The 23811-nt window shown below is 69.3% G+C and carries 18 protein-coding genes and 4 pseudogenes; 14 read left to right on the forward strand and 8 right to left on the reverse strand.

Annotated features, from left to right (window positions below):
• The first annotated feature begins 135 nt into the window (after positions 1-135).
• Positions 136-915 carry a hypothetical protein gene (locus ACF061_RS31035; RefSeq protein ID WP_392270326.1) on the forward strand — a complete coding sequence of 260 codons (780 nt, stop codon included), beginning with the start codon at positions 136-138 and terminating at the stop codon, positions 913-915.
• A gap of 30 nt (positions 916-945) precedes the next feature.
• Here ACF061_RS31035 and ACF061_RS31040 read toward each other — a convergent pair whose 3' ends face one another.
• Positions 946-1863: a hypothetical protein gene (locus ACF061_RS31040; RefSeq protein WP_392270327.1), complete on the reverse strand. Its 918-nt coding sequence runs from the start codon at positions 1861-1863 to the stop codon at positions 946-948.
• Positions 1839-2240 carry a hypothetical protein gene (locus ACF061_RS31045; protein ID WP_392270328.1) on the reverse strand — a complete coding sequence of 134 codons (402 nt, stop codon included), beginning with the start codon at positions 2238-2240 and terminating at the stop codon, positions 1839-1841. The genes ACF061_RS31040 and ACF061_RS31045 overlap by 25 nt, the downstream gene beginning before the upstream one ends.
• A 50-nt stretch (positions 2241-2290) precedes the next feature.
• On the opposite strand from ACF061_RS31045, the gene ACF061_RS31050 reads away from it, so the two are divergent.
• The 5 genes and pseudogenes from ACF061_RS31050 (at position 2291) to ACF061_RS31070 (ending at position 7731) form a co-directional block, all read left to right on the forward strand.
• Positions 2291-5548, forward strand: a complete 3258-nt coding sequence (locus ACF061_RS31050; protein ID WP_392270329.1) for a CHAT domain-containing protein — start codon at positions 2291-2293, stop codon at positions 5546-5548.
• A 365-nt stretch (positions 5549-5913) separates the two neighbouring features.
• Positions 5914-6126, forward strand: a pseudogene (locus tag ACF061_RS31055) (IS110 family transposase); the annotation flags it as partial.
• Positions 6127-6434: 308 nt separating this feature from the next.
• A complete protein-coding gene (locus ACF061_RS31060; protein WP_392270330.1) occupies positions 6435-6827 on the forward strand; it encodes a beta/gamma crystallin domain-containing protein in 393 nt (130 codons plus the stop codon).
• 166 nt (positions 6828-6993) lie between these two features.
• A pseudogene (locus ACF061_RS31065) lies at positions 6994-7170 on the forward strand (IS5/IS1182 family transposase); the annotation flags it as partial.
• Positions 7171-7347: 177 nt separating this feature from the next.
• Positions 7348-7731, forward strand: a complete 384-nt coding sequence (locus ACF061_RS31070) for a peptidase inhibitor family I36 protein (protein ID WP_392270331.1) — start codon at positions 7348-7350, stop codon at positions 7729-7731.
• Between the two features lie 286 nt (positions 7732-8017).
• Here ACF061_RS31070 and ACF061_RS31075 read toward each other — a convergent pair whose 3' ends face one another.
• Together ACF061_RS31075 and ACF061_RS31080 are read right to left on the reverse strand one after the other, a co-directional pair.
• Positions 8018-8680 (reverse strand): response regulator, encoded by a 663-nt coding sequence (locus ACF061_RS31075; protein WP_392270332.1) that lies wholly within the window; start codon positions 8678-8680, stop codon positions 8018-8020.
• On the reverse strand, positions 8677-9804 hold the full coding sequence (locus tag ACF061_RS31080) for a sensor histidine kinase (RefSeq protein ID WP_392270333.1): 1128 nt from the start codon (positions 9802-9804) through the stop codon (positions 8677-8679). Before ACF061_RS31080 ends, ACF061_RS31075 begins: the two co-directional genes overlap by 4 nt.
• A gap of 219 nt (positions 9805-10023) precedes the next feature.
• Here ACF061_RS31080 and ACF061_RS31085 point away from each other — a divergent pair, with 219 nt between their 5' ends.
• Entirely contained in the window at positions 10024-10446 is a 423-nt protein-coding gene (locus tag ACF061_RS31085) for a DUF6223 family protein (RefSeq protein WP_392270334.1), read from the forward strand.
• Positions 10447-11132: 686 nt separating this feature from the next.
• On the opposite strand, the gene ACF061_RS31090 is transcribed toward ACF061_RS31085, so the two are convergent.
• Positions 11133-11666, reverse strand: a complete 534-nt coding sequence (locus ACF061_RS31090) for a hypothetical protein (protein ID WP_392270335.1) — start codon at positions 11664-11666, stop codon at positions 11133-11135.
• A 448-nt stretch (positions 11667-12114) separates the two neighbouring features.
• On the opposite strand from ACF061_RS31090, the gene ACF061_RS31095 reads away from it, so the two are divergent.
• The 3 genes from ACF061_RS31095 to ACF061_RS31105 all read left to right on the forward strand — a co-directional run bounded on the left by ACF061_RS31095 (position 12115) and on the right by ACF061_RS31105 (position 15853).
• Positions 12115-13212, forward strand: a complete 1098-nt coding sequence (locus ACF061_RS31095) for a serine hydrolase domain-containing protein (protein ID WP_392270336.1) — start codon at positions 12115-12117, stop codon at positions 13210-13212.
• Entirely contained in the window at positions 13209-13988 is a 780-nt protein-coding gene (locus tag ACF061_RS31100) for a MerR family transcriptional regulator (protein ID WP_392270337.1), read from the forward strand. The genes ACF061_RS31095 and ACF061_RS31100 overlap by 4 nt, the downstream gene beginning before the upstream one ends.
• Before the next feature lie 1271 nt (positions 13989-15259).
• Positions 15260-15853: a DinB family protein gene (locus ACF061_RS31105; RefSeq protein ID WP_392270338.1), complete on the forward strand. Its 594-nt coding sequence runs from the start codon at positions 15260-15262 to the stop codon at positions 15851-15853.
• Between the two features lie 18 nt (positions 15854-15871).
• On the opposite strand, the gene ACF061_RS31110 is transcribed toward ACF061_RS31105, so the two are convergent.
• A complete protein-coding gene (locus ACF061_RS31110) occupies positions 15872-16186 on the reverse strand; it encodes a LuxR C-terminal-related transcriptional regulator (RefSeq protein WP_392270414.1) in 315 nt (104 codons plus the stop codon).
• A gap of 759 nt (positions 16187-16945) precedes the next feature.
• On the opposite strand from ACF061_RS31110, the gene ACF061_RS31115 reads away from it, so the two are divergent.
• Positions 16946-20269, forward strand: coding sequence for a carbohydrate binding domain-containing protein (locus ACF061_RS31115; RefSeq protein WP_392270339.1), 3324 nt, complete (start codon positions 16946-16948; stop codon positions 20267-20269).
• Positions 20270-20525: 256 nt separating this feature from the next.
• Here the strand turns inward: ACF061_RS31115 and ACF061_RS31120 are convergent.
• Positions 20526-20753: pseudogene (locus ACF061_RS31120) on the reverse strand (IS701 family transposase); the annotation flags it as partial.
• Positions 20754-20984: 231 nt separating this feature from the next.
• On the opposite strand from ACF061_RS31120, the gene ACF061_RS31125 reads away from it, so the two are divergent.
• Together ACF061_RS31125 and ACF061_RS31130 are read left to right on the forward strand one after the other, a co-directional pair.
• Complete coding sequence (locus tag ACF061_RS31125) at positions 20985-21272, forward strand: hypothetical protein (RefSeq protein ID WP_392270340.1); 288 nt, start codon at positions 20985-20987, stop codon at positions 21270-21272.
• Between the two features lie 462 nt (positions 21273-21734).
• Positions 21735-22310, forward strand: a pseudogene (locus tag ACF061_RS31130) (transposase); the annotation flags it as partial.
• An 8-nt stretch (positions 22311-22318) separates the two neighbouring features.
• Here ACF061_RS31130 and ACF061_RS31135 read toward each other — a convergent pair.
• On the reverse strand, positions 22319-22858 hold the full coding sequence (locus ACF061_RS31135) for a phenolic acid decarboxylase (protein WP_392270341.1): 540 nt from the start codon (positions 22856-22858) through the stop codon (positions 22319-22321).
• 167 nt (positions 22859-23025) lie between these two features.
• On the opposite strand from ACF061_RS31135, the gene ACF061_RS31140 reads away from it, so the two are divergent.
• Positions 23026-23529, forward strand: coding sequence for a MarR family winged helix-turn-helix transcriptional regulator (locus ACF061_RS31140; RefSeq protein WP_392270342.1), 504 nt, complete (start codon positions 23026-23028; stop codon positions 23527-23529).
• Positions 23530-23811 lie beyond the last annotated feature (282 nt).

Raw genomic sequence — 23811 nt, forward strand, 5'->3', positions numbered from 1 at the left:
AACTGCCCGCATGCCCCTCACGACTTCTCGTGCGGCCCCTTGCATCAGGGGATCTGCGCGCTAGAGCACCAGGGGCCGTGCGAGGCGGTGCATCCGGTCTGCCCGGCCTGCCACACCGGCCATCCCGATGTCGTCGTGTCCTCCATCGCGCACGCTGTGCGGGCGGAGCGTGTCCACGACGCAGTCTGCAGCACGTGTGAGCGGCTCTCCTTCCGCTATGACGCGGAGCTCTTCTGCTCCGTGTGCAAGTGGCTGGTGCCGGACGTCAACGAGAGGCTGGCGGAACGCTACGCGGCCAACGACGGCACCTACGCCCCCGACAAGGGCACCTGTCCGGGCTGCCGCCGGTCCGGGGCGGGCCCCGCGCTCGACTTCCCGATCACGTGTCCCGGGTGCGGTGCGGGCCATCGGATCAGCCAGCGGGACGTCAACACGACGTCCGGTGCGGTCCTGCGCTGCGACTGCCGATTCCCGATCACGATCCCCGCCGACGTATGGTGCCCGGGCTGCCGGCTCAACCTGCGCAATCTGCAGAAGATCACCGCGTTGATCAAGAAGGCGAACGAGCCGGACAGCCAGGTCGGGGACAACGTCAAGGAGCCGCCTCTGGACCGGACGGCCCGGCGGGTGATCGGACTCGCGTCCGCCGGCGAACGCTGGTCCCGCACCGTCTCGCCGGACCGGCAGAGCCAGATGTTGGACGGCAGCCATCTCGACATGCTCCTGTTCAACGACGGACAGATCGCGGACTGGATCATCGACCAGGTCAAGCTCCGTTCGTTGGGACACCGCCTGCACCGGGACGGCGGCATGGCCCTGATGGCGGCGGTGGCCGAACGGGTCGGCGCACTGGACCGCAGCACGCTGCGCCTCGTCGAGTACGTATGGGACGGCATCGGCGACTGGCAGAGGTGACGGGCGTGCGAAGCCAAGGCGCGTGGCGGATCAGCTCCGCGGCCCTTCCTTGCGGAGGATCTCGTTGATCGCGCCGCCGATCGCTGGGTTGAGCGCCCCCTCGCACGGTATGCGCAATTCCTCCGCAAGCTTCCGGCCGTACAAGTCGGTGGCGGACTCGACGAGTTGGCAGAGAACTTCGGTGGCGGAGCGGCCACGCAGCGAGCCCACGGCCACAACGGCGATGGCGATGAGGAGCGCGGGCCCCCACACCAGGCCGAGCACGGCGTAGAGAACGGCCCATCCGACCATGACCTCGGCTGCCGCGTACGCCCCCTGTGCCGCGGTGACGTCGGCGCGCAGCGCGTCGGGCAGGAGCACCCACAGGCGCGGCCACGCAAGGGTGATGTCCAGGCCGTAAGCCCGGTGGATGCGCGACGCGTTGGCACGCAGACGGTCGCCGGCCCAGGTGGCGTGCCGGGGTTCCTCAAGGCTGATGGCGTCCTGGCGGGCCCGTGCCTCGGCGATCTCGGGACCGACCGTCACGGAGCCCACGGCGGCGCCGAGCGCCTCTTCCTCCAGTCGCTGCGCATGCTGTCTCGCCCGCTCCCAGCGTCGCCGCCGGACGTCGCGAAGGCGTCGCACGGGTGCGGTCCGCGCGGCGGCGGGCCGGAACAGGCGGATGAGGGCCGCGACTGCGGTTGCTGTCAGTCCCGCGCTCATGGCGGCGATCAGCGCGCCGAGGGCCACGGCGACGCTCTGCCCGACGGGATGACGACCGTCGACGTGCCGGAGCAGCGGTTCGGCGGCGGAAGGGTCCAGCGCGTGCGTCCAGCCGAGCTGCCAGGACAGCGCGGCGGTGCACACCCAGATCAGACCGGGCAGGAACAGCGTGGTCAGCCACCGGTCGGCGATCTTCTTGCCCAATTCGAGCAGCAGCCCGTTCACCTGCTGGTCACGCTGGCCCACACCAGGGGATCGCCGGTGAGTGCGCACCGGCGCTCGGTGCCCGGGTCGGCGCCGACCTCGGCGCGCCCGCAGGGCCGGGCGTGCGGGCATCGCCAGCCGCTGATGGTGCGTGAGGGCGGGTCGGAGTCCGGCAGGACCTGGTACGCCCGGGACGTGACGGTGACTCCGTCGAGGCCCGCCCTCTCCGCCACGGCTTCGAGTTCTTCGAGCATCGGTGCCAGTCTGTCCGCCTCGCCCCGGCGCACCGCCTCGGTCATCCGGGCCCAAGTGCCTTCGGAGAGGCCCGCGTCGGCCAGCTCCGCTCGAAGGGTGCCGTCCGCTTCCAGACTGGCGCAGAGCAGCGCGATCTGGCGCACCGCCGGGTGGATGTCCTGCACGCTACGATGGTGCCACAGCCGATCGTCGCAGACACCGGTAAGGCCGTTTCGTGACTCTCGAAGAGGCTAAGCAGCATGCTCTGGACCTGCTCATCGAGTTCGAGCGTACTCACGATCCGCGGATCCCCCCGCGTGCGGTCGCGGCCTACCGGGACCTGATCGCCACCGTCCCCCGCCAGGACCCCGACCGCGCGACCTGCCTCTCCCACCTCGGCATCGCGTTGCTGCGGCTGTCCGAGCTGAACCACGACCTGGCGGCCTTGCAAGAAGCGGCTGACGCATGCCGGGAGGCGGCCGCCCTCACCCGGCCCGGCCATCCCGACTACCCGGTGCAGCAGTACAACGCCGCCCAGTTCCTGACCCGGTTGTTCCATCTGACGGCGGACCCCGCGCTCCTGCCCGAAGCGGCCCAGGCCGCCCGGAACGCGCTGCATGCCGTCGGCACCGACCGGCCCGATCACGCGGACACGCTGTTCTCTCTCGGCGAGACGCTGCAACTGTCCTACGAGTGGCGGGGGCTGCTCCCGGACCTGCGACTGGCCGTCACAGCCTTCCAGGCGGCGCTGAGCTCGCACCCGCCAGGCAGCAGCAGCCACGCCCTGTGCCGGAACAGGCTCTGCGTCGCGCTGCGCCTGATCTACGAGCGGACCGACGATCTCAACGCCCTGCGGGACTCGGTCGAAGCCGGCCGGCGAGCGGTCGAGGCCACTCCGCCCGGCGATCCGAACCACGCCAGGTTCCAGGTGAACCTCGGCAACGCGCTACGCGCCCTGTACGAGCGAAGCACTGACGCGGAGCTGCTGCGTGAAACCCTGGAGATCGCGCGGGGAGCGGTCGCCGCGTTCCCCGAGGGCGACGCGGACCGCGCGATCGCGCTGAACGTCCTGGCCATCACGCTCCGGCTGGAGTACGAGCGGACGGGCGAACTCCTCAGGCTGCGGGAGGCGGTGGAGGCCGGCCGGGACGCGATCGACGCCGTACGGCCTCCGTCCCCGCATCTCGCGACGTACAAGATGAACCTCGTCGGCCACCTGCGGATTCTCGCCGACCGCACACACGACCGGGCGGTGGCACGTGAGGCGGTGCTCCTCGGTCGCGGAGTACTCGGCGCGTTCGCGCCGGACGACCCCGAGCGCGCCAGGGCCCAGTCCATCGTGAGCGAGGCGCTCGTCGCACTGGCCATGCTCGAGGCCGACGTGGGGACGATGCTCGAGGCTGTGCGCGCGGCCGACGAGGCATGCGACGGTACACCGTACGACCACCCCGCGTACGTGGAGCGCCTGACCAGCCTCGTCGGCGCGCTCATGGTGCTGTATCGCCGGACCGGCGTCCGCCAGTTCCTCGACCGTGCGGTGCACTCCGCGTCAAACGCGGTCGCGTCCACGCCTCCGGCCCACCCCGCCCGGGCCGGCGTCCTGACGAATCTCTGCCAGGCCCTCAGGGAATCGGCTCGAGTGGGCGTCCCGGGCCTGGACCTGACGCAGGCGGAGCGGTTCGCCCGGGAGGCCGTCGAGGCCACGCCGCCCGCCCATCCCCGACGCGCCGTCCTGCTGTCCAACCTCGGAGACATCCTCACCCTGCTGGGCGAGCAGACCGGCGATCCGGCCACGGCACGTGAGTGCGTCAGCGTCTACGCCGTGGCCACCCGGATGACCGTCGCGTCGCCCACCGAACGGGTCAGGGCGGGGCAGCGGGCGGCGAGAGCGGCTCTGGCGGTCGGGCACCGCAATCAGGCGATGGCGCTGGTGGAGACCGCGGTCGGGCTGGTGCCGCAGATGATGGTGCGCGATGTCGAACGCGCCAGCCGAGAGAGCCGTCTGCGCGCCTTACACGGACTCGCTGCCGCCGCCGCCGCGGCCGCGATCTCGACCGGCAGGTTCGACCGGGCGGTCGAGCTGCTGGAACAGACCCGAGGGCTGGTCCTGGCCAGCACGCTCGACACCCGCGGCGACCTGACGGAGCTGCGGTCGCGCGCTCCCGACCTCGCCGCGCCGTTCGACGAGCTGCGCCGGTCCGTCAACGCCCTGGACCACGAGTCGACGGCAGTCGGCGACACCCTCTCGGCGGAGGAACTCGGCGCACGACTGCGGACGTTGGGCGCCATGCGAGACCGGCTCAACCAGGAGTGGGACCGGCTGCTGGCAGAGATTCGCCGACGCGACGGTCTGACGCGGTTCCTTCAGCCCGCGCCCATCGCCGAACTGCGCGAACAGGCCGGGCACGGCCCGATCGTCTACCTCACGGTGCACGACCGGCACGGTCATGCGCTGATCGTCCGTGACGACCCCGGCGACCCGGTCCACGCACTCGCGCTCCCACCGGGCGCCACCGAGTCGGCGGTCGCCGAGCAGGTGTCCGCGTTCCGCGAGGCCCGGACGACCGCAGCCGACCGGGGCCGGCCCGCCCGGGAGCGCCGGGCCGCGCAACAGCGCATGCTCGACGTCCTCGGCTGGACCTGGGACACCATCACCGAACCGGTGCTGCGACACCTCGGCCACACCTCCGCACACCGGGCACCCGGGCCCTGGCCACGCATCTGGTGGTGCCCCGTCGGACCGGTCGCCCTCCTGCCCCTCCACGCCGCCGGTCGGCACACGGACAGGTCCACGGCCGACTCGGTCATGGACCGCGTCATCAGTTCCTACACACCGACCATCCGCGCGCTGGCCCACGTGCGCGGGCTCCCACGCCCACGTTCGTCGTCCGCCGCCGTCGTGGCGGTTCCGGACGCGCCCGAGTGCCCGCTGCTCGATTCCGCGGTCGTCGAGGCCGACGCCGTACGCGCGCTCGTCCGGGACGCCGTCGTTCTCCCCCCGCCGGGTGCCAGGACCGACCGTGACTCCGTCGTCCGAGCGCTCAGGCAACATGGCATCATCCACCTCGCCTGCCACGGCGTCGCCGACTGGAACGATCCCGCGCGCAGCCGTCTCATCCTCCACGACCACCTCACGCAGCCGCTGACCCTGCACGCCATCACTCAGCTTCATCTTGAGTCCGCCGAGCTGGCGTACCTGTCCGCATGCAGTACCACGGACGGGAATCCGCTCCAGGTCGACGAGTCGACCCAGCTCACCGCGGCCTTCCAGCTCGCCGGATTCCGCAATGTGATCGGAACCCTCTGGCCGATCAGCGATCGGTCCGCAGCCGCTGTGGCGCGTGATGTCTACACCGTCCTCACCAACGACGGCACAACGCCCCCCGCCCTCGACACGGTGGCCGAGGCGCTGCACCGGGCGACTCACAACCAGCGGGATCGGACGCCGGCATTGCCGTCGCGGTGGGCCGCCTACATTCACTACGGTGTCTGAAGACGGACGAGTACCCAGACGACGCCGCACGGCTGAACGACGCGCGGCCATCGAGCATCACGCTGCGTGGGAGGACTACGTGATCACGCTCGGCGACTCTGGCTGACCTTGACGCTCAACTCCGGCAGCTCGACGCAGTCCGCATCCTCGGAAGGCGGTTCGTGAGCCTTCGAGTGCTTCCTGCTATCGCCCACGAGCGTGGGTGGAATCCGCCGGTCCGCGAGCGGGGACTGGGTGCGGTGAACGCACGCGGGCAAGGAACAGCGGGAAACCACTGTGGTGCCGGATCGGCGTGCCCCTCCGAAACCGGCAGGCACCCCAGGGGCGGGTCATGAGAAGGTGCGGTTCGACCCGGCACAGGGGGAAGCGGCAACATGCGCCGACCGCACCGCTCCCACCGCCGTCTCCTGCGTGTCTGCTACCTGTCCGCCCAGGTTGCCGCCCGGTGCTGTCCGACCTCCAGGACCTTCTACGAGCGCAAGAGGAGCGAGGGCAAGTCACACAAGCAGGCCGTCCTCGCCCTCGCCCGGCGCCGCCTCGACGTCTTGTGGGCTCTCATACGCGACCAACGGACCTTCACCGCCGAACCACCTCGCCGTTGTCAGGGGCAACCACCCAGGCCTCCTCGAGCAGCTGAGGAAACTGCCGTGGGTTCGATATGTACGCCGACACATACCCCGAGCGCGCTTCACCGCGGCTACGCCAAGGGGCAGAGAGCCTGTCCCCCGTAGGAGCTACGTCCGAGTTGGCTCTGTGTGGTGACGACTGCGACCTGCACTCTCCGTAGCCTTCCACCTGGCCGCAGCGCTCGCGCCGGGCCGATGGTGAAGAGGTCCGACAAGTTCTGATGATCATTTCTATTCATGTCCCATGGAGGGGAACAACCGTGACGCAGGTAGCCAAGAGAGTTCTCGTCGCAGCGGTGGCCGCCGCAGGCTTGACGTTCGTGATGCCGACGACCCCCGCCTCCGCGGCCAACGAGACTTCTTGCGGAGACCCCACTCTCCCCCCGCGCACCGACTTCGCATGGGTGGAAACGAGCACCGGCAATCGCATGTGCTTCGCCAACGCCGGCAGCTTGAGGGTGTCCTTCAACGACGTCAGAAATTTCCATTCGGGCAACAATATCGTTACGTTCAGTTACATTATCGAGGAGAACGACTACTACACCGAGCGTACCTTGCGCAAATGGCAGGACTACACTATCGACTGGGGTCTGCACGCCCGCGTTTACAACGTGCGTATCTGTGGAGGCCCCGTGGAATGCCCGGTAAGTTGAGGCAGGGTTCGACGGGAGATGCCTCGGCGATGCCGTTCACGGCGCAGTAACAGCAATGCCGTGATCGCGGGCGATGAGGGTGTCTCCGTTCCGCCTCGAGCTTAGTGGTGGCGAACCTGGTACATTGAGCGTTTCCCAACCTGTCGGGCGGACCGAGCAGTTGAACACCGCTCACGGCTCCGGCCTGGGAAAGGCCCGCTGGGTCGTTCAGCGCGCCTTCGCCTGGCTCTACCAGCTCAAACGGCTACGGACCCGCTACGAAATACGTGGCGACCTCCATCTCGGCCTGCTCCAAATCGCTTGCAGCATCATCTGCCTGCGACGATTCCGAACGTCATGCTGAAACGATCGGTAAGCCGCGAGAACGCCACGGACATCCCTTGCGGAGACTACGACCAACGTTATTTCTGTGAACCCCAGGCGCGCGGCAACCGTTTTATGACCGCAACCCGTCAATAAGCAACAGTTGAGCGCGGCGACCAGGGCCGCGCTTTCACGGGCAACAACGGAAAGGGTACTCGTGAAACTGGCAGTCAAAACCGCGGTAGTAGGAGCAGTCCTCGCCTGCACCACCGTACTGACGGCTCCGGGAACAGCGTCGGCTGATGACCCCAAAGATGGGTCCGTGAACCGCTGTTCAGAAGGTAAAATCTGCCTCTTTGACGGCCACAACAATACCGGGGACGTCCTGCAGCTCGATCCGGTGGACATCCCCAACATCGGCTGGGCGTGGAACGATCGGGCCAGTTCGGTGTGGAACCGCAGCGACAAGTTCGCCTGCATCTGGACCGATGCCGACTACTACGGCTACTGGTTCAGCATCCCGCCGGGCGCGAAGCAGGAACTTCTGTTCGCCTACGACAACGCGGTGACCGCCCTCGGGTTCGGTGGCTGCGGGGGCTGAGCCGGCTGGAACGAGGCAACTTGGGCCGAGGCCAAGAGCCCGGGCGGCCTGCGGGGGCTCCATCTGCCTCGAGGACGAGGCAGGCTCAACCCGCCGGCCGCCCCGGGGCTGCGGCCCGGGTCCCGCACCCGGCTGTGCCACCGCCTGCGGCGGGGTCTTGTCACCGAAGAGGTCGAGGTCACCCCCGGCCGGCGTCCGATGATGCACATCACCGGCAGCGACCGGCGGCTGCGCGCCGCTTTCGCGCAGCGCTCCCACGCGACGCACAGGCGTGCGAGGCGCACGGTCAAGATTTGCGTGGGGCTACCAGGCCGGATTCGTAGGCCAGAACCACGAGTTGTGCTCGGTCACGGGCATGGATCTTGGTCATGGCCCGGTTGATGTGGGTTTTCGCGGTCAGTGGGCTGATCACCATGCGGTCGGCGATCTCGTCGTTGGACAGTCCATGTGCGACCAGGACAACGGCCTCGCGTTCGCGGCTGGTCAGCTCTTCCAGCCCCGTGCCGGCGTGGGCGGGGAGCGGCTGGGTGACGTACTGGTTGATCAGCTTGCGGGTGATCGAGGGGGCAAGCAAGGCGTCGCCACGGGCGGCGACGCGTACGGCGTGCAGGAAGTCGTCCGGCACGATGTCCTTGACCAGGAATCCGGAGGCGCCGGCGCGTAGCGCGTTGAAGACGTATTCGTCCAAGCCGTAGTTGGTCAGGATGACGACGTGCACCTCGGCCAGGGCCGGGTCCGCGGCGATGCGCCGGGTCGCCTCGATGCCGTCGACGACCGGCATCTGAATGTCGACTAGCGCGACGTCGGGCAGGTGTGCTTTGACGAGCTCCAGTCCCTTGCGGCCGTCGGCGGCCTCACCCACCACCTCGATGTCCTCTTCGAGATCGAGGAGCGCGCGGAATCCGCTGCGAATGAGCGGCTGGTCGTCGACCAGCAGGACACGGATCACGACGTTCGGTCCAGGGGGAGTTCGGCCCGGACCGTGAAGCCGCCTTCGTCGCGCGGTTCCGCGCGCAGCCGCCCGCCAAGGGCGGTGACGCGTTCGCGCATGCCAAGCAGCCCGACGCCGGGTGTCAGCGCGGTGACCGGTGTGGCCTTGCCGTCGTCGTCGATGCGTATGGCGAGGGCGTCCGGACGGCAGTCGACGAGAACCGACGCCGTGCCGGCGTTCGCATGACGGGCGATGTTGGTCAGGGACTCCTGAACGATCCGGTAGGCGGTCCGGCCCACCGCGGCCGGCACACCCTGTCTCTGCCCCGCCATCGTCAGTGTCGCCTCCAGGCCGAGTGTACGGGCTCGTTCCACCAGTTCCGGGACATCTTCGAGCCCACGCGGCGGGGCCGTGTCGTCGTCGCGCAGCGCCTCCAGCGTCGCGCGCAGCTCACGGCTTGCCTCACGGCCGGCCTCCTGGATCGCCAGCAGGGCTTCCGGAACCTGTTCGTTGCGCTTGTGAGCCACGTGGACGGCGACTTCGGCTTGCACCTTGATGACCGAGATCTGATGGGTGAGCGAGTCATGCAGCTCCCGTGCGATACGGAGCCGTTCCTCGTCGGTGCGGCGCCGCGCGGTCTCCTCTCGGGTGCGCTCGGCCTCGTCCGCCCGACGCTCGGCCTGCCGCAGTGCCTCCCCCGCGGCGCCCGCCGCGATCAGCCAGGCGATCTCGAGGGCGCCTCGGGCCTGTGCGAACGCTTCCCCTGTGTCGTGCAGGCCCGAGGCCAAGGCCGCGAGCGGGAGCACGGCCAGCATGACCACGCTCGCCACCACGGTAGTGGTGCGGTGCCCCGCCCGTACGGCCGCGTACACCGCGAACAGGTACGCGACAGCAGGCACATCGAAACCGGCCGCCTGGTACCCCACCGCGCACAGCCCGGTGACGGCCAGAACGGCAACCGGAGCCCGGCGGCGTGCCGCCAGTGCCAGCCCGCCGGCCGTCAGGGGCACATAACCGAGCACGTTGAGATCGGTGGCGGAGCGCTGCCCGGACAGCCCCGTTACCAGCAGCGCCGCTGCCACGCCGACAGCGATGACGCAGTCTCCGACACGGGCCCGCGCACGGGACTGGCCTGCACTCATGCCCGCACCTTAGCTGGCTGCCGCCGCGGGCGAGTCCCCCTCGTGGACGAGCATCCGACTACCGCACACGCAGTACCTTCGCGCCCCCTGCGGCGTCCGTAGCAGCCGGATGCGGCATCGACGGCAGTGCGAAGTGTCTGCGTTCACCGGACGACCAGGGGCGGCCCTGGCGTACATGCTCAGGCGACACCCGTCCACAGGAAGAGAAGGAGCACCCCGATGTCTGTTCGTCGCCTGCTTGCCACCGTCGCGGCCGTCCTGCTCGCAGGCGTCGCCCTTGCCGTACCGGCGGCCGCGCACGCATCGGTCCAGCCGCTCGCCGCTGACGTCTACGACTTCGGCCCCGGCCGACTCGGGGCCACCGCAGGCGCGCTGCTGGGGCTGGCCGGCATGGGTATCGCCTGGCTGGCGCTGGCCCGGCCCACAGCTCGTCTCGGCACTGCCAACGGACCACTCGGGGCGAGGCTGGCCATGGTGGCGGGGCTGACCGGCATGGTCCTCGGCGGGCTGGTCGCGACCACCGCCGATGGTGGCCTCGGCACCGGCAACGGGCTGGGTGGGGCCTACGTGGCCATGCTGGTGGGTCTGATCGGCGCGACCCTCGGTGGGCTGGCTCTTGCCCGCTCCCGCCGCACTGACTGACCCCAACTGATACGAGCGCACGTTCGAGACTGCCTGAAAGCTGAGCGACGGCGCTGAGTACCGCGTTGCGCCGTCGAAACTCGGGCTCGCGCACAACTTCCGTGAACTCGTACCGATCTCGACTGTGGCCTGCCTCGCAACGAGCCGCTGACCCGCCAGTCCTTCAAAAGACCGACCTCCGGCATCGAGGATCGGGTCGGCTTCACGGAAGTTGTGCCAGACCCCGCAAGAAGTGGTCGAAGCCAGCGCCCCTGATATCGGCAACTGCGTCGGCGGGCGCGGCAGAGGCCGCTCTCACGGCGCCGGTGCGCCCTGCCGGGAGACGGACACGGGGGCAGGACGACGACCAGTGCGCTCGTGCAGCAGTTGATCCCGGACTCACGAGTGTTCGACGCCGAGAATGTCGGCGAGACACTCATGGACATGCAGAGGCCGTCAAGAGGTGAGAGTACGACCTTCCGGCGCCGAAGCGCAGATGACAACAAGCCGCCCATGCGCGGCAACTTCCCTGCGCAGACGGACGGCGCCCATCTCCCAGCCGGACGCCTTGAACTCCTCCCACAGCGGCGAGATCCCCGAAGGCAGCCCCGGATCCCGCGGCAGCAGCTGGATCAGCGCCCCATGGTCCTCCGGCCGGAGACCGGGCTCGTGAGCCAGCGCGGGTTTGGGCCCGGGGCCCTCGGCGTCTACAGCGCGCGCAGCAGGAACTGGGTGGTGGTGTAACTGTTGCCGCCGGAACATGCGTAGTTCTGCTGGGTGGCCGTGTACGTGAACCCGGACGGCACGTAGCAGGCCCACATGCCGGTCACGGGCTTGTAGAGCAGGAACTGGCTGGTCTTGTAGCTCCCGCCAGAGGAGCACGCCTGGTTGCTCGTGACCCCGGTGTAGGTGTAGCCGGGCATGTTCTTGCAGGCCCAGAGGCCGTCGGCGGGCGGCTCGACGTAGAACTCGGTGGTCCGGAAGCTGCTGCTTCCCGAGCAGGTGTAGGAGCTGGTGGTTGAGGTGTACGTGTAGCCGGACGGGACGGAGCAGGCCCAGAAGCCTGAGGCGGCTCCGGCGGCTCCGGTGGCCTCGGCGGTGGTCCCGGCATTGGGGGTCTGGGCGATGGTCCCGGCGGCGGCCGGGGCGGTCGCCGTGGTGAGGGCCGTGGCGAGGGCGAGGGCGGCCGTCGCCGTGGCGGCGAGCAGCGTGCGGGGCACACGGAAGGTCGTACGTGGCATGGCGGGCACTCCTGGTCGGTTCGTCCATCGGGCAGAGTCAGCGGGTGGGGGCCGGGGTCCGGCTGCCGCAGGGCGCGCGCCGGAAGACTGTCAGGGGCACGGGCCCCCGGCAAGGCCGGTGCTGCGCGGTCCGCTGTCTTCCGGCCGCCACCGGCACCCCGGCCGACCTGCGGGCTGACCGGGGCGGAATGCCCTGCCAGGGCGTTCGGTACGGGTGGAACGGCGGGGTCCGCACCCTGCGGCCGTACGAGTCAGCCGGCCGGGGCGTTGAAGTGAACCTCAGGGTTGGCCGCGTACGTGCCTTTCGTCGCCGCCTGAACACGACCCCGGTCCAGGGCGCTCCAAGTGCCGTGATGCACGCCACAGTTGAGGTTGACCCAAGGTCAGGGTGCAGGCTCGCCGTAACGGCCCGGCACCGAGCGGGGCACACACGACGCGGAGGCGCACCATGCCCAGCAATCCCACCCCCCGGGGCCCGGAACGGCCGGAACTGCAGAAGGCGATCGAGGAGATCGCGGCGTCCGGGATCCTCGGGGTGCAACTGCGGGTCGACGACGAGCGCGGTGCTTGGGTAGGCAGCGCCGGATACCGTGAACTGGGCGACACCCAGCGCCCATTGACGGACGCGCACTTCCGGATCGGCAGCACCACCAAGAACTTCGTCGCGACGACAGTGCTGATGCTGGTGGCCGAGGGCCGGACCGGCCTGGACACCCCGGTCGCCGACCAACTGCCGCAGCTCGGCCTCGACCGCCGCATCACCGTCCGGATGCTGCTCCAGCACACCAGCGGGATCTTCAACCACACCGGGGAGTACTACGAGGACGGGACGGTCGCCGCCGGCATTCCCTGGCAGGGCAAGGAGTGGGTGGACCTGCGCTTCCACACCTACGAACCGGCAGAACTGGTCCGGTTCTCGCTCGCCAGGCCGGCCCGGTTCGAGCCGGGGGCGGGCTGGAGCTACGCCAACACCAACTACGTGATCGCCCGGCTGCTGGTCGAGGAACTCACCGGTCGCCCGTTCGCCGAGGAACTGCGGCAACGGATCCTCGAACCGCTGCACCTGACCGGCACGCTGGCGCCGGGCGCGTCCCCCGAAATCCCGGACCCCCACAACCACAGCTACTACCGCTACGACGACGCAGGGGTGGAGCACACGATCGACGTCACCCGGCAGAACCCGTCCTGGGTCGGCGCCGGCGGCGACATGATCTCCACCACCGCGGACCTGCACACGTACTTCTGTGCACTCATGGGCGGCAAGCTCCTGCCGGAGGGACTGCTGGCCGAGATGCGCACCCCGGAGCAGACCATTGGCTACGGCCTGGGGATCTTCGCTCAGAACCTGGGCGAGGGCCGCACCGTCTACCACCACAACGGCGGCCAGGGCGGCTCGGCGGCCCTGATGTACGCCTCGGCCGACGGCACCACGACACTGACCGCCGGGCTCAACTACGTCGACGACCCCGGCCTGTCGCTCGCCGCGCCCTTCCAGAAGGCCCAACAGCGACTCGTCGAGGAGGTGTTCGGCACACTGGGCGCATGAGCAACGGAGTCACGATCGGGCAGGCCGCGGCCTTCGTCGGCGTCACCGTGAAGACGGTGCGGCACTACCACAAGCTGGGGCTCGTCGCAGAGCCGGAGCGGGACAGCTCCGGCTACCGACGCTACGGCTCTGCCGACCTGCTGCGCCTGGTGCAGGTGCGCACCCTCGCCACCGCCGGAGTGCCGCTGGCCGACACCGCGTCCCTGCTGGCTGCGGACGGCGCGCAGTTCACCGCCGCGCTCGCTGAGGTGGAACGCCAACTTGTCCATCACATAGCAGAGTTGACAACTCGTCGCGAGACTCTGCGTCGGCTCGCCGACGGCGACCGGGCACTGCTGCCCGACCGGGCCTGCGCCCTCCTGGACCGCATGCGCGCTCTCGGCTTCGCCGCCGAGTACGTCGCCACGCAGCGCGAGGCGCTGGTCCTCGCCAAGGCGCTGATCCCAGCTGGCTTCGACGGTTTCCTGGCCGTCCTGGAGAGCCGCCTGGCCGACCCCGCCTACGTCGAGCTGACCCAGCGCGGCTGGGAGGCCGAGAGCTGGGACCCCGACGACCCGCGCATCGAAGAACTCGCGGCAGCCCTGGCCGACCACTACCTCGCCCACCCCGAACTGCTCGATGCCAGCGGCCCCATGCGGGCCTGGGCCACCGCCGCCGCCCGCTACCGGCTGATCAACAACCACGGCGAGGAACAGGCCCCCATCTCGGCCCGCCTGACCGCACTGACCGAACAGAAGCTCCGCGCGGCCGGCTTCCGCGTGCCCCGAGTACAGTGACCCGCCAGCACATTCACCCCGCTGCCTTGCCGGTCAGCGCGGGCAGGGGCGGCCGCGCTCGGAATCCCAACGCTACGCTCGCAGCCATGAGCGACAGCGCGATCGTCATCGCGGAGCTGACCTCCTTCGCCGAGTAAGCTCCCGCGCGGGCGGCGACCGCCACCAACTGGCTTCTCGACTGGCGGATCATTCAACCCAATGACCGACCTGATCCGCTCTGGCGGCCAAGTCGGTACATCCCCGGTCCCGCTGCCACAGCAGCTGTCCGCGACCCCCACGACAGCAACGGTCCCGTCGGCGACGGCATCGACATCCTCGACCAACGCCAAGTCCACGACCCTGGCGTCCAATACACCCCGCCGACCTGCCCGAACTGCAACACGCAGCTCGACGAAGACGCGCACATCACGCTCGTCCAGCCCTGGCTTGACCAGACGGAACCGCTAACGACTTGCGAGGACTGAGCTACTTCCGCCCTGCTGGGCGACTGGACCGGCCAGTGGGCCATCCACCTCGCCGGCGTCGCGGTGCACTTCAACAACTGGCCGCCGCTCGGCGACGCCTTCCTCCTCGGGCTCGCCGATCGCCTGGGCCTGCGATGCCGTCTGTTCCAACAGCGAATCTGAGGCGACAGGCCGGCGCCCGGCCCGCCAAGCCCCGCACCAAGTGCCCTTCAACGCCGGCACGCCGTCCGGTCCGGCGACCGTGCACGAGTAACCGACGGAGGGGGCAGAGTTGCCGAACGGCCCTCGCTCCCAGCGAGCGGCGGGCAGCTCCGCGCTCCGGCGCCTGGACAGCATCGTCACAGCCCCGGCCACCTCGCCGTACGGAAGCTGCTGTTCGAGGAGCGTGCGCCGGGATTCGCTGATCTCCAGCTGGTCCGGGTCGGCCCGAGGCAGGTTCACCACGGCGCGCAGGCGCAGGGCCGGCGCCTGGCCGAACGTCCCGATTTCAGCCGACCGGCCCTGGTCGAGGCCGAAACGGGGAAGCGGCTGACACCGCCACCCGCCGCACCCCGAGCACCTCAGGCGGCCCGCGCCCCACGATCCGACTGATTTCCGCAAGTCACCTCCTGGCTAAGGAGACGCTCTCACCTCTTGCGCAAGGTGACACAAAATCTTTCAAGTCACGAGCAATCTGGTCGTACGAGCTTGCCCAACACGCTCGTCATCGCGCACCCTTCGACGAGAAACCCGTGTTCACCGCGAGGACACAGCGGTAGAATCCAGCCGAAAATTGCTGCAACGTTTTGCATACGAGGGGATACAGTCATGCCGGGATTCGCCCCGCCCGTCGCCGACGAACGCACGGCGTTGACCGCCTATCTCGCCCACCAACGGCGCGCGCTCCGCGCCACCGCCCATGGTCTGACCGATGAGCAGGCCCGCATGGCGGCTCCCGTCGGCGAGCTGAGCATCGGTGGGCTGATCAAGCACGCCGGACGGTGTGAGAACTTCTGGACCGACCTCATCCTTCAGCAGCAACGTGGGTCCCAGCGAAAGGCGGACGAGACGGACGCCGACGAATTCCGGCTCGCCCCGGACGAGAGCCTGGCCGAGGTCCTGACCGCGTATGCCGAGGCAGCAGAGCGAACCGACGCGGTGATCGCCGGTATCCCGGACCTCGGGCAGGCCGTTCCGGTGCCGCGCGGTCTTCCGTGGTTTCCCGAGGAGGTCGGGAGCTGGTCGGTCCGCTGGGTCCTGCTCCACCTGATCGAGGAGACCGCACGGCACGGAGGCCACGCCGACCTCATCCGCGAGAGCATCGACGGCGCAACCCTCTACCCGCTGCTCGCCGCAGCCGAGGCATGGCCCGACCCATGGTTCCAGCCATGGGAACCCGCGGCCCCAAACGTCGGCCCGTAGAAACCACCGGTCGACGGATCAAGCCCCGCGTCGCCCGTGACGCGCCCCGGCCAGCGCACATCGGCGTTTGCCTGGGCAGGCGGCTCCAGAACCGAGGTGTTCGTGCTGGTAACGAATGCCGATCGCCTCCGCGGGGGGCGGCGTTTCCGAGCGGTCACGTCGCCCACGGAAGCGGGCGGCCAGTTCGACGCGGGAGCGCACGCCAAGTCGAGTGAGGACGTTCCCGAGGTGGTACCCGAAGGTTCTGATGCTGACCATCAGCACCTCGGCGAGCTCCTGCTTGGTCCCGACCCGGGCGACCGGCTCGCAGGTCCGCGTCCGCTGCGGCGTCAGCGCTCTTACGCCGCCGCAGGGCGACCACCAGCACCTACCTGGCCCAGCTGCTGGGTGTTACCCGCACGGACGGACATCAGCGAGAAGGACGCCTTCACCGGAACGACCTACCCCCAGTCGTTCGTCGGGGTGAAGTCGGTGCCGGTGCGGGCGTCTCGGGCCCGAGGGGGCCGGACGTCGCCGGTGGGGAAGTTCAGTGCCACACGAACGGATCGGCTGGGCCGTTGGCGGGGTGTGACGGTCGAGATGGTCTTCGACCCGGACGAGGACTTCCACGCGCGGCTGCGGCGCTGCGCGCCGCCCCGGCAGCCCTGAGCCGTCGCGACGGGGGTGCGGGTGGGTAGGGCGGCGGTTGAACCTGTCCTGTCATACATCTTTACGACCCCGACCACCCCTCGCTACTCTCCTGACAGTTCTTGCAGAAGTTTTCGCAAGGATGGCGGCGAACTTGCCGTGGCATCAAGCGTCCCGCGTCCGCGTACGAACGTCGAAGTTCATCGAGCCCCACCCCAGGCATCCGTGGACTTCAGAGCCGTTCCGTCGGAGAGCAGCTCCCCCTGGCGCACACCTGGAGGCGAGACTCTCGCTGGGCCGCCAGCCACGGAAGATCGCCGTGGGCACAGTTTCCCACCCGACAGGGGGCCTGGACGGGGCCTTCGACGACTGCAAGTTATTGCATTTCTTGCGTAAGGTCGAAGGGGCGATCCCGTGCGCCCCTGGCCGCCCCCGCAGGCGGCCCTGTGCGAGGAGATCCCTTCGTTGCAACCGAATATCCGACGGGGACGGCGCCGCTGGGCCGCCGTCCTCGCCCCTGCCCTCGCCCTGGTGGCGGGGTTGCTGTCGACAGGGGTGCACTCCGCCGGAGCGGCGGACACCACGACAGCTGCGGCACCCAACACCGCGACGATCTTCTACTACACCAAGACCAAGAACTGGAGCGCCTACGACCTGCACTGGGCGCCTGACGGGGGCAGTTGGACCACCTCGCCGGGCGTGGCCATGGAGGCGGCCTGCACGGACTGGGTGAAGAAGACCGTCGACCTCGGCAGCGCCACCGGCCTGCAGGCGACCTTCAACAACGGGTCCGGCACCTGGGACAACAACGGCGGCAAGAACTACGCCCTGGGTACCGGCGCCATCACCGTCAAGGACGGCGCCATCGCGCACAGCGACCCGTGCGGCGGCACCACGCCGACCCCGACGACGGTGTTCTACTACACCAAGTCGAAGAGCTGGAGCAGCTACTACCTGCACTGGGCGCCCAACGGGGGCAGTTGGACCACCTCGCCGGGCGTGGCCATGGAAGCGGCCTGCACGGACTGGGTGAAGAAGACCGTCGACCCCGGCACCGCCGCCGGCCTGCAGGCGACCTTCAACAACGGGTCCGGCACCTGGGACAGCAACGGCGGCAAGAACTACGCCCTGGCGACCGGGCCGGTGACCGTCAAGGACGGTGTGGTGGGCACCGGGGACCCGTGCGCCGGCGCCTCGCCGTCGCCGTCTCCCTCCCAGAGCGGCGGCACCAACTCCGCCACGGTCTACTACTCCACCGCCTCGGTGGGGTGGACGACGGTCGATTTGCACTACGCGCCCACCGGCGGCAGCTGGACCGCGGCGCCCGGTGTGGGCATGGAGGCGGCCTGCACCGGCTGGGTGCGGAAGACCGTCGACCTGGGCAGCGCGGCCGGCCTGGCCGCGACGTTCAACAACGGCAACGGCGTCTGGGACAACAACAACGGGGTCAACTACGCCTTGTCCACCGGTCTGAGCACCGTCAAGGACAAGGTGGTGACCAAGAACGCCGACGACCCCTGCGCCGACGTCGTGCCGGACACCACCGCGCCCAGCATGCCCACCCAGGTGAAGGCGTCGGCCACCAACACCTCGATCGTGGTGACCTGGGAGCCGTCCACCGACAACAAGGAGGTGACCGGGTACGAGGTCACCCGCACCGGCGGCACCAAGGGCACCATCGTGGTCAACACGGGTTCCACGGTGTACTCCGACTCCGGTCTGGAGCCGCAGACCACCTACTCGTACACGGTCAAGGCGCTGGACGCCGCGGGGAACATCTCCGACGCGTCGGACGCCGCCACCGCGAAGACCGGCGACGCGCCGCCGACCCCCCCGCCGGGCAAGCCGATCGGCACCGACCCGCGCAAGGACCCGATCTATTTCGTGCTGACCGCTCGCTTCAACGACGGTGACAGCAGCAACAACCGCGGCGGCAGCCAGGACGTCAAGTCGGGCAACGCCGCCAACAACGACCCGATGTTCCGCGGTGACTTCAAGGGCCTGGTCCAGAAGCTCGACTACATCAAGGCCCTCGGCTTCTCGGCGATCTGGATCACCCCGGTGGTCCTCAACCGGTCCGACTACGACTACCACGGCTACCACGGCTACGACTTCTACAAGGTCGACGCGCGGCTGGAGTCGGCGGGCGCCTCGTACCAGGACCTGATCAACGCCGCCCACGCCAAGGGCATCAAGATCTACCAGGACGTGGTCTACAACCACAGCTCCCGCTGGGGCGCCAAGGGCCTGTTCACCCCGACCGTCTACGGCGTGCGGGACTCCCAGTGGTCCTGGTACTACGACGAGAAGCAGGCCGGCTTCGAGTACGACGGCCTGACCGTCGAGCCCAAGAGCGGCAAGTCGTACTACAACGGCGACCTGTGGTCCACCGCGGAGCCGACCGGTAACACCTGCGTCAACTGGGGTGTACCCACGGGCGGCAAGAGCGCCGAAGGCTACACCGTCTACAACTGCCAGTGGCCCAGCCCCACCTCGAAGATGTTCCCGTCGAAGTACTACCACCAGTGCTGGATCGGCAACTGGGAAGGCGAGGACTCGCGCTCCTGCTGGATCCACGAGGACCTCGCCGACTTCAACACCGAGAACGCCGAGGTGCAGAACTACTTGATCGGCGCCTACAACAAGTACATCGACATGGGCGTCGACGGCTTCCGCATCGACACCGCGGTCCACGTCCCGCGGGTCACCTGGAACCGTCGCTTCCTGCCGGCCATCCAGCAGCGGGTGCTCCAGGACTGGGGCCCGGACAAGGCGCAGAACTTCTTCGTCTTCGCCGAGGTCGCGGCCTTCGTCAACGACAAGTGGAACCGCGGCTCGGTCAACCACTCCGCGCAGTTCTACACCTGGAAGGAGCGCAAGGACTACACCTCGGACGACGTACAGGCGGCGCTCGACCAGTACAACTACGAGGAGCAGCTGGGCACCGGTCAGCAACCCACCAGCAACAACGCCTTCCTGAGCGGCAACAGCTACCACACGCCGGACCACAGCAAGGCCTCCGGCATGAACATCATCGACATGCGCATGCACATGAACTTCGGGGACGCGCACAACGCCTTCTACAACGGCAAGGACTCCGACGACTCCACCAACGACGCAACCTACAACGTCGTCTACGTCGACAGCCACGACTACGGGCCGAACAAGTCCGCCACCCGCTACGCGGGAGGCACGGACGCCTGGGCCGAGAACATGTCGCTGATGTGGACCTTCCGCGGCATCCCGACCCTGTACTACGGCTCGGAGATCGAGTTCCAGGCCGGCAAGCAGCTCGACTGCGGCCCGACCTGCCCGCTGGCCACCACCGGCCGCGCCTACTACGGCGACCAGATCGCCGGCACCGTCACCACCTCGGACTTCTCCAAGGTGGACAGCGCCAGCGGGGCGGTCGCCGCCACCCTGCAGAAGCCCCTGGTGAAGCACCTGCAGCGGCTCAACCAGATCCGCCGGGCGATCCCCGCCCTGCAGATGGGCCAGTACTCCACCGAGGGCGTCAGCGGCGGCATGGCCTACAAGCGCCGCTACACCGACGCCGCCAGCGGGGTGGACAGCTTCGCCCTGGTCGCGGTGGGCGACAACGCCACCTTCGCCGGGATCCCCAACGGCACCTACAAGGATGCCGTCACCGGTGACACCAAGGTGGTCGGCAACGGCACCCTGTCCGTCGCCGCCTCCGGCAAGGGCAACCTGCGGGTCTACGTGCTGGACCTCGGCGGCAAGAACGCCGCCCCGGGCAAGATCGGCACCGACGGCCCCTACCTCAAGTGACCACCGGCAGCCGGTGACCACCTGACCCCGGGTACCGGCCCCGGCCGCGCAGCCCACCCGCTGCCCGGCCGGGGCCGGCTCCGTTCGGTGGGCGTGCCCGTGCCCGGCGCCGACCTGCGCGGACGTCCTGCGCCGTCGAAAATGCCGGTCGCGAGGACGTACGGTGCCCGAACGTAGTGGTCGCGGCCGGCGCGGCCGAGTCCCGGGAGCTGCCGGTCCTGGGCCGGAAGCTGGCCGGGGTGCACCAGGCGATGGAGTACCAGCCGGGATAGCGGCGGATCTGGTAGTCGTCCATTCCGCATGCCTGCTTCGCGGTCTGGAAGTACTCCTCCACCGCCCAGAGGCTGCCTGCCACACGGATCAGCTCGTCCAGCGTCGTTTCGGCCGGGCAGTAGGCGATGTAGTAGGAGATCTCCTCGGGGCGGGCGACGCCGCGGCGGGCGAGGACCCAGTGCCGGCGGTCGGGTCGGTGCCAGGGGCGCACACGCGGCTCCGACCTGCTGAACCGGTGCACGAACCGCTCATGCACAGCCGCCAGCTCACCGGCCCACATCCTGACATCCGCAAGGTCCCCCCCATAACCACCACATCAACGATCGGACTGGTTGCCCGTCACGGCAAGCACCGTTGCAGTACTTGTCGAGTCGTGATCAAACTGCTTGCTGCGTGAGCCGGTGGCGGCCGCCTGCGGCAACTCGCGTGAGATCATCCGTCCATGAGCAGCGACCTGGATGTAAGTGCTCTGGCGATCAATGTCACGATTCCGCAGGCGCTCCGCTGGACGGACACTCGACGCGGTGAGGCGTTCACGCTGACCACACTCAACGTCCGGCTTCTTCCGGACGGTCACCTCGCCGTGAAGGCCTATGGCAGACCAGTCGGTGGCGGTAGGGGCGCATACGTCTCGTTCCCTGTCCCCGATAAGCCCGAACTGGCGGCCCTGGTCTCCGACGCTGCCAGCCGTGCCGGGGCGTTGTGGGCCGCCCATCGTGGTCTCGGCTGATCTCAGGGCGCATATCGGGGCGTGATCGATCTGCGGGGTTCGCCCTCGCGGCGGAGGCTGCACCGGTAGATCTTCTCGCGTGACGCGGGCGCAACTGACTGTGCGGGAATCGGCCTCTTCCACTTCTACCTGCCTGTTTTTTCGGGTGCCGCGGCCGGTGCGGGCCGCCGCGTCGGTGGCGCTCCCGGCCAGGGTGTGCGTCAGGAGCCGGACGGCCGGAGAGGCGGCCCGTGAGTCGCTGGGCAAGCCGTTCGGCATTGAGCGCCGCACGGCGACGTCGACGGTACCGCGGTCGGTGAGTTCGACACCGCGCGCGGCAAGGGCGGCGGTGATCCGTTCGGCCGGGCCCCACATCCCCGCATGCCCTCCCCGACGTCGGCCGCCCCCGGCGTCAGCAGCGCCGGCTCGCACCAGAGTGCCGCCGACCTCACCGATCCGCGCCATCAGCGCGTGCGGAACCGGATCAGCATCCTGCTCAATCACGGTCAGCATCGTCCACATACCCGGCCTCGCGGTCAACCGTGCGTCGGCCGCCTACAAGGGCACCGGCAGGACGGATGCCAAGGACGCCACCGTCATCGCTGACCAGGCACGGATGCGCCGGGACCTGACCGCGCCGGGGCCGGACGACGAGCACGCCATCGATCTGCGCGTGCTCACCGGCCGTCGAGCCGACATCGACGCCGACCGTTCCTCACCGCCACCGCTGGCGACGTGAGCCGGTACGGCTCTGCCGACCGCCTTGCCGGCCTTGCCGGTGTCGTCCCGGTGCCCAGGGACTCGGGCAGGGTCGGCGGCAACCCGCACCGTCCCCGCCGCTATCACCGCGGCCTCCAGCGCGTCTTCCACACCTCCGCGCTGATCAGCATCCGCAACTGCGATGCGTCCCGCCGCTTCTACGAACACAAGCGCGCCGAAGGCGAGCGACACGTCCAGGCGGTCCTCGCCCCGGCCCGTCGACGAGTGAACGTCTTACGGGCTCTGGTCCGTGACGGACGGCGCTACCGAGGCGAACTCCCCGTCACGACGGCGGCTTGACAACGTCGTTAGGAGGTGCGGTCGGCGAAGCCTCGGGGCAGGTCCTCGGGGCCCACCGCGACGACGCTCTCATCGTTCTCGCCGACGTACTCGAACAGGGTGATGCGGGCGAACTCCGGGACGACGTAGATCGGGTAGGTGGGGCCGGCGTCCCGGTAGGCGCGCATCTCCTCCAGGTGGTCGTTCTGGTAGAGCACCGTCTTGCTGCCGTCCTGCTCGATCCACTGCGGGAAGAAGATGGTGCCGTGCAGGACCCGCAGGTGAGGCAGCACGTTGACGACGACCGAGGTGCCGGTCGGTTCGTTCCAGGACACCTTGTAGACGTCGTCGGCGAGCCGCACCAAGTCGACCTCCTGGTCCTTCACCCAGCGGCCGCCGACCATCCCGGAGTGGATGCGGTAGTCGATGGTCGTGGCGTTCTTCACGTACATCTCGTACTGCCAGCCGTTGGCGTACGTGTAGATGAACCGGTGCCCGACGATGCCGGACAGATCCTGCGGCGGGACGGGGTTCTCGACGGTCGTCGGGGTGTCGTGCACGGTGGTCATGGTGGTGCTCCTTGCTGTGCTGTGAGCGGTCACCCGCCGGCGTGGGGTTCGGCCGGTCCGGTGCCCTCGCTCCACACATCACTTTGCCACAAAATATGTTTGCTGCAAAACTTTATCTGCGCAGTCCACAATGGGGCATGCGCAACACAGACAGAGCGGCGGATGGGATGGGTGACCGCAGTGCACCCGGGACACCGGAGGCGGCGCGCGTCGCGGCGGGCCTGGGCGGACTTCTGGGACCGCTGCGGCGTGCCGTCCTGCGTGCCACCCGCAACGCCGAGGGGCTGCCCGACCTGCCGGAGGCACAGATCGAACTGCTGCGGGCCCTGTCCTCCTCGCCCGAGGGTCTCAGCCCCGGCGCGGCGGCCGCACGCGTGCGGGTGGCACCGTCCACCGTGAGCAACCTGGTCCGGGCGATGTCCGCCGAACGGCTGGTGGAACGGGTCCGGCCCGAGCACGACCAACGGACTGTGGTGCTCACCGCGTCGGAGGAAGCCCTGCACCTGCTGGAGCGCTACGACCGGGCCAGCACCGCGGCCCTCACCCGCGTCGTGGAGGAGCTGTCCGACGCCGACCGGGCGGCGCTGCACCAGGCGCTACCGGCTCTGGACCGGCTGGTCACCGCGCTGGAGACCGGCGACGGGACCCGGCCGGACTCGGTCAGTCCTTGATCAGGGTGCGACACCCCGTCGAGTGCGACCGTGAACAGGCGCGGAGGGCTGCGTGGTGACAGGGCCCGGCTTGGCGTACGGCCGGCTGCGCGCCGGCCGTACGCGTCCGTGTCGCGGACGCCCGCCCGGGCCGCGCGGTGAGCCGGACCGGCGCATGCCCCCGCGCCTCGGTGAACATCCGGCCGGCCCGCCTCGTCATAGCGGCCCAGCAGCAGCGTCGACGGTGCCTCCGCCCGCCCCGTCACCGAGGCGACGACCGCTTCCGCGTTGGCGCGGGCAAGC

The organism is Streptomyces sp. NPDC015220, from assembly GCF_043079345.1.
Classification (GTDB): Bacteria; Actinomycetota; Actinomycetes; order Streptomycetales; family Streptomycetaceae; genus Streptomyces.

Bases quoted from the DNA above. Each gene is read 5' to 3' on its own strand.
- ACF061_RS31080 (WP_392270333.1), bottom strand. From the start codon at position 9,804: ATGAGTGCAGGCCAGTCCCGTGCGCGGGCCCGTGTCGGAGACTGCGTC.
- ACF061_RS31085 (WP_392270334.1), top strand. From the start codon at position 10,024: ATGTCTGTTCGTCGCCTGCTTGCCACCGTCGCGGCCGTCCTGCTCGCA.
- ACF061_RS31090 (WP_392270335.1), bottom strand. From the start codon at position 11,666: ATGCCACGTACGACCTTCCGTGTGCCCCGCACGCTGCTCGCCGCCACG.
- ACF061_RS31095 (WP_392270336.1), top strand. From the start codon at position 12,115: ATGCCCAGCAATCCCACCCCCCGGGGCCCGGAACGGCCGGAACTGCAG.
- ACF061_RS31100 (WP_392270337.1), top strand. From the start codon at position 13,209: ATGAGCAACGGAGTCACGATCGGGCAGGCCGCGGCCTTCGTCGGCGTC.
- ACF061_RS31105 (WP_392270338.1), top strand. From the start codon at position 15,260: ATGCCGGGATTCGCCCCGCCCGTCGCCGACGAACGCACGGCGTTGACC.
- ACF061_RS31125 (WP_392270340.1), top strand. From the start codon at position 20,985: ATGAGCAGCGACCTGGATGTAAGTGCTCTGGCGATCAATGTCACGATT.
- ACF061_RS31135 (WP_392270341.1), bottom strand. From the start codon at position 22,858: ATGACCACCGTGCACGACACCCCGACGACCGTCGAGAACCCCGTCCCG.
- ACF061_RS31140 (WP_392270342.1), top strand. From the start codon at position 23,026: ATGGGTGACCGCAGTGCACCCGGGACACCGGAGGCGGCGCGCGTCGCG.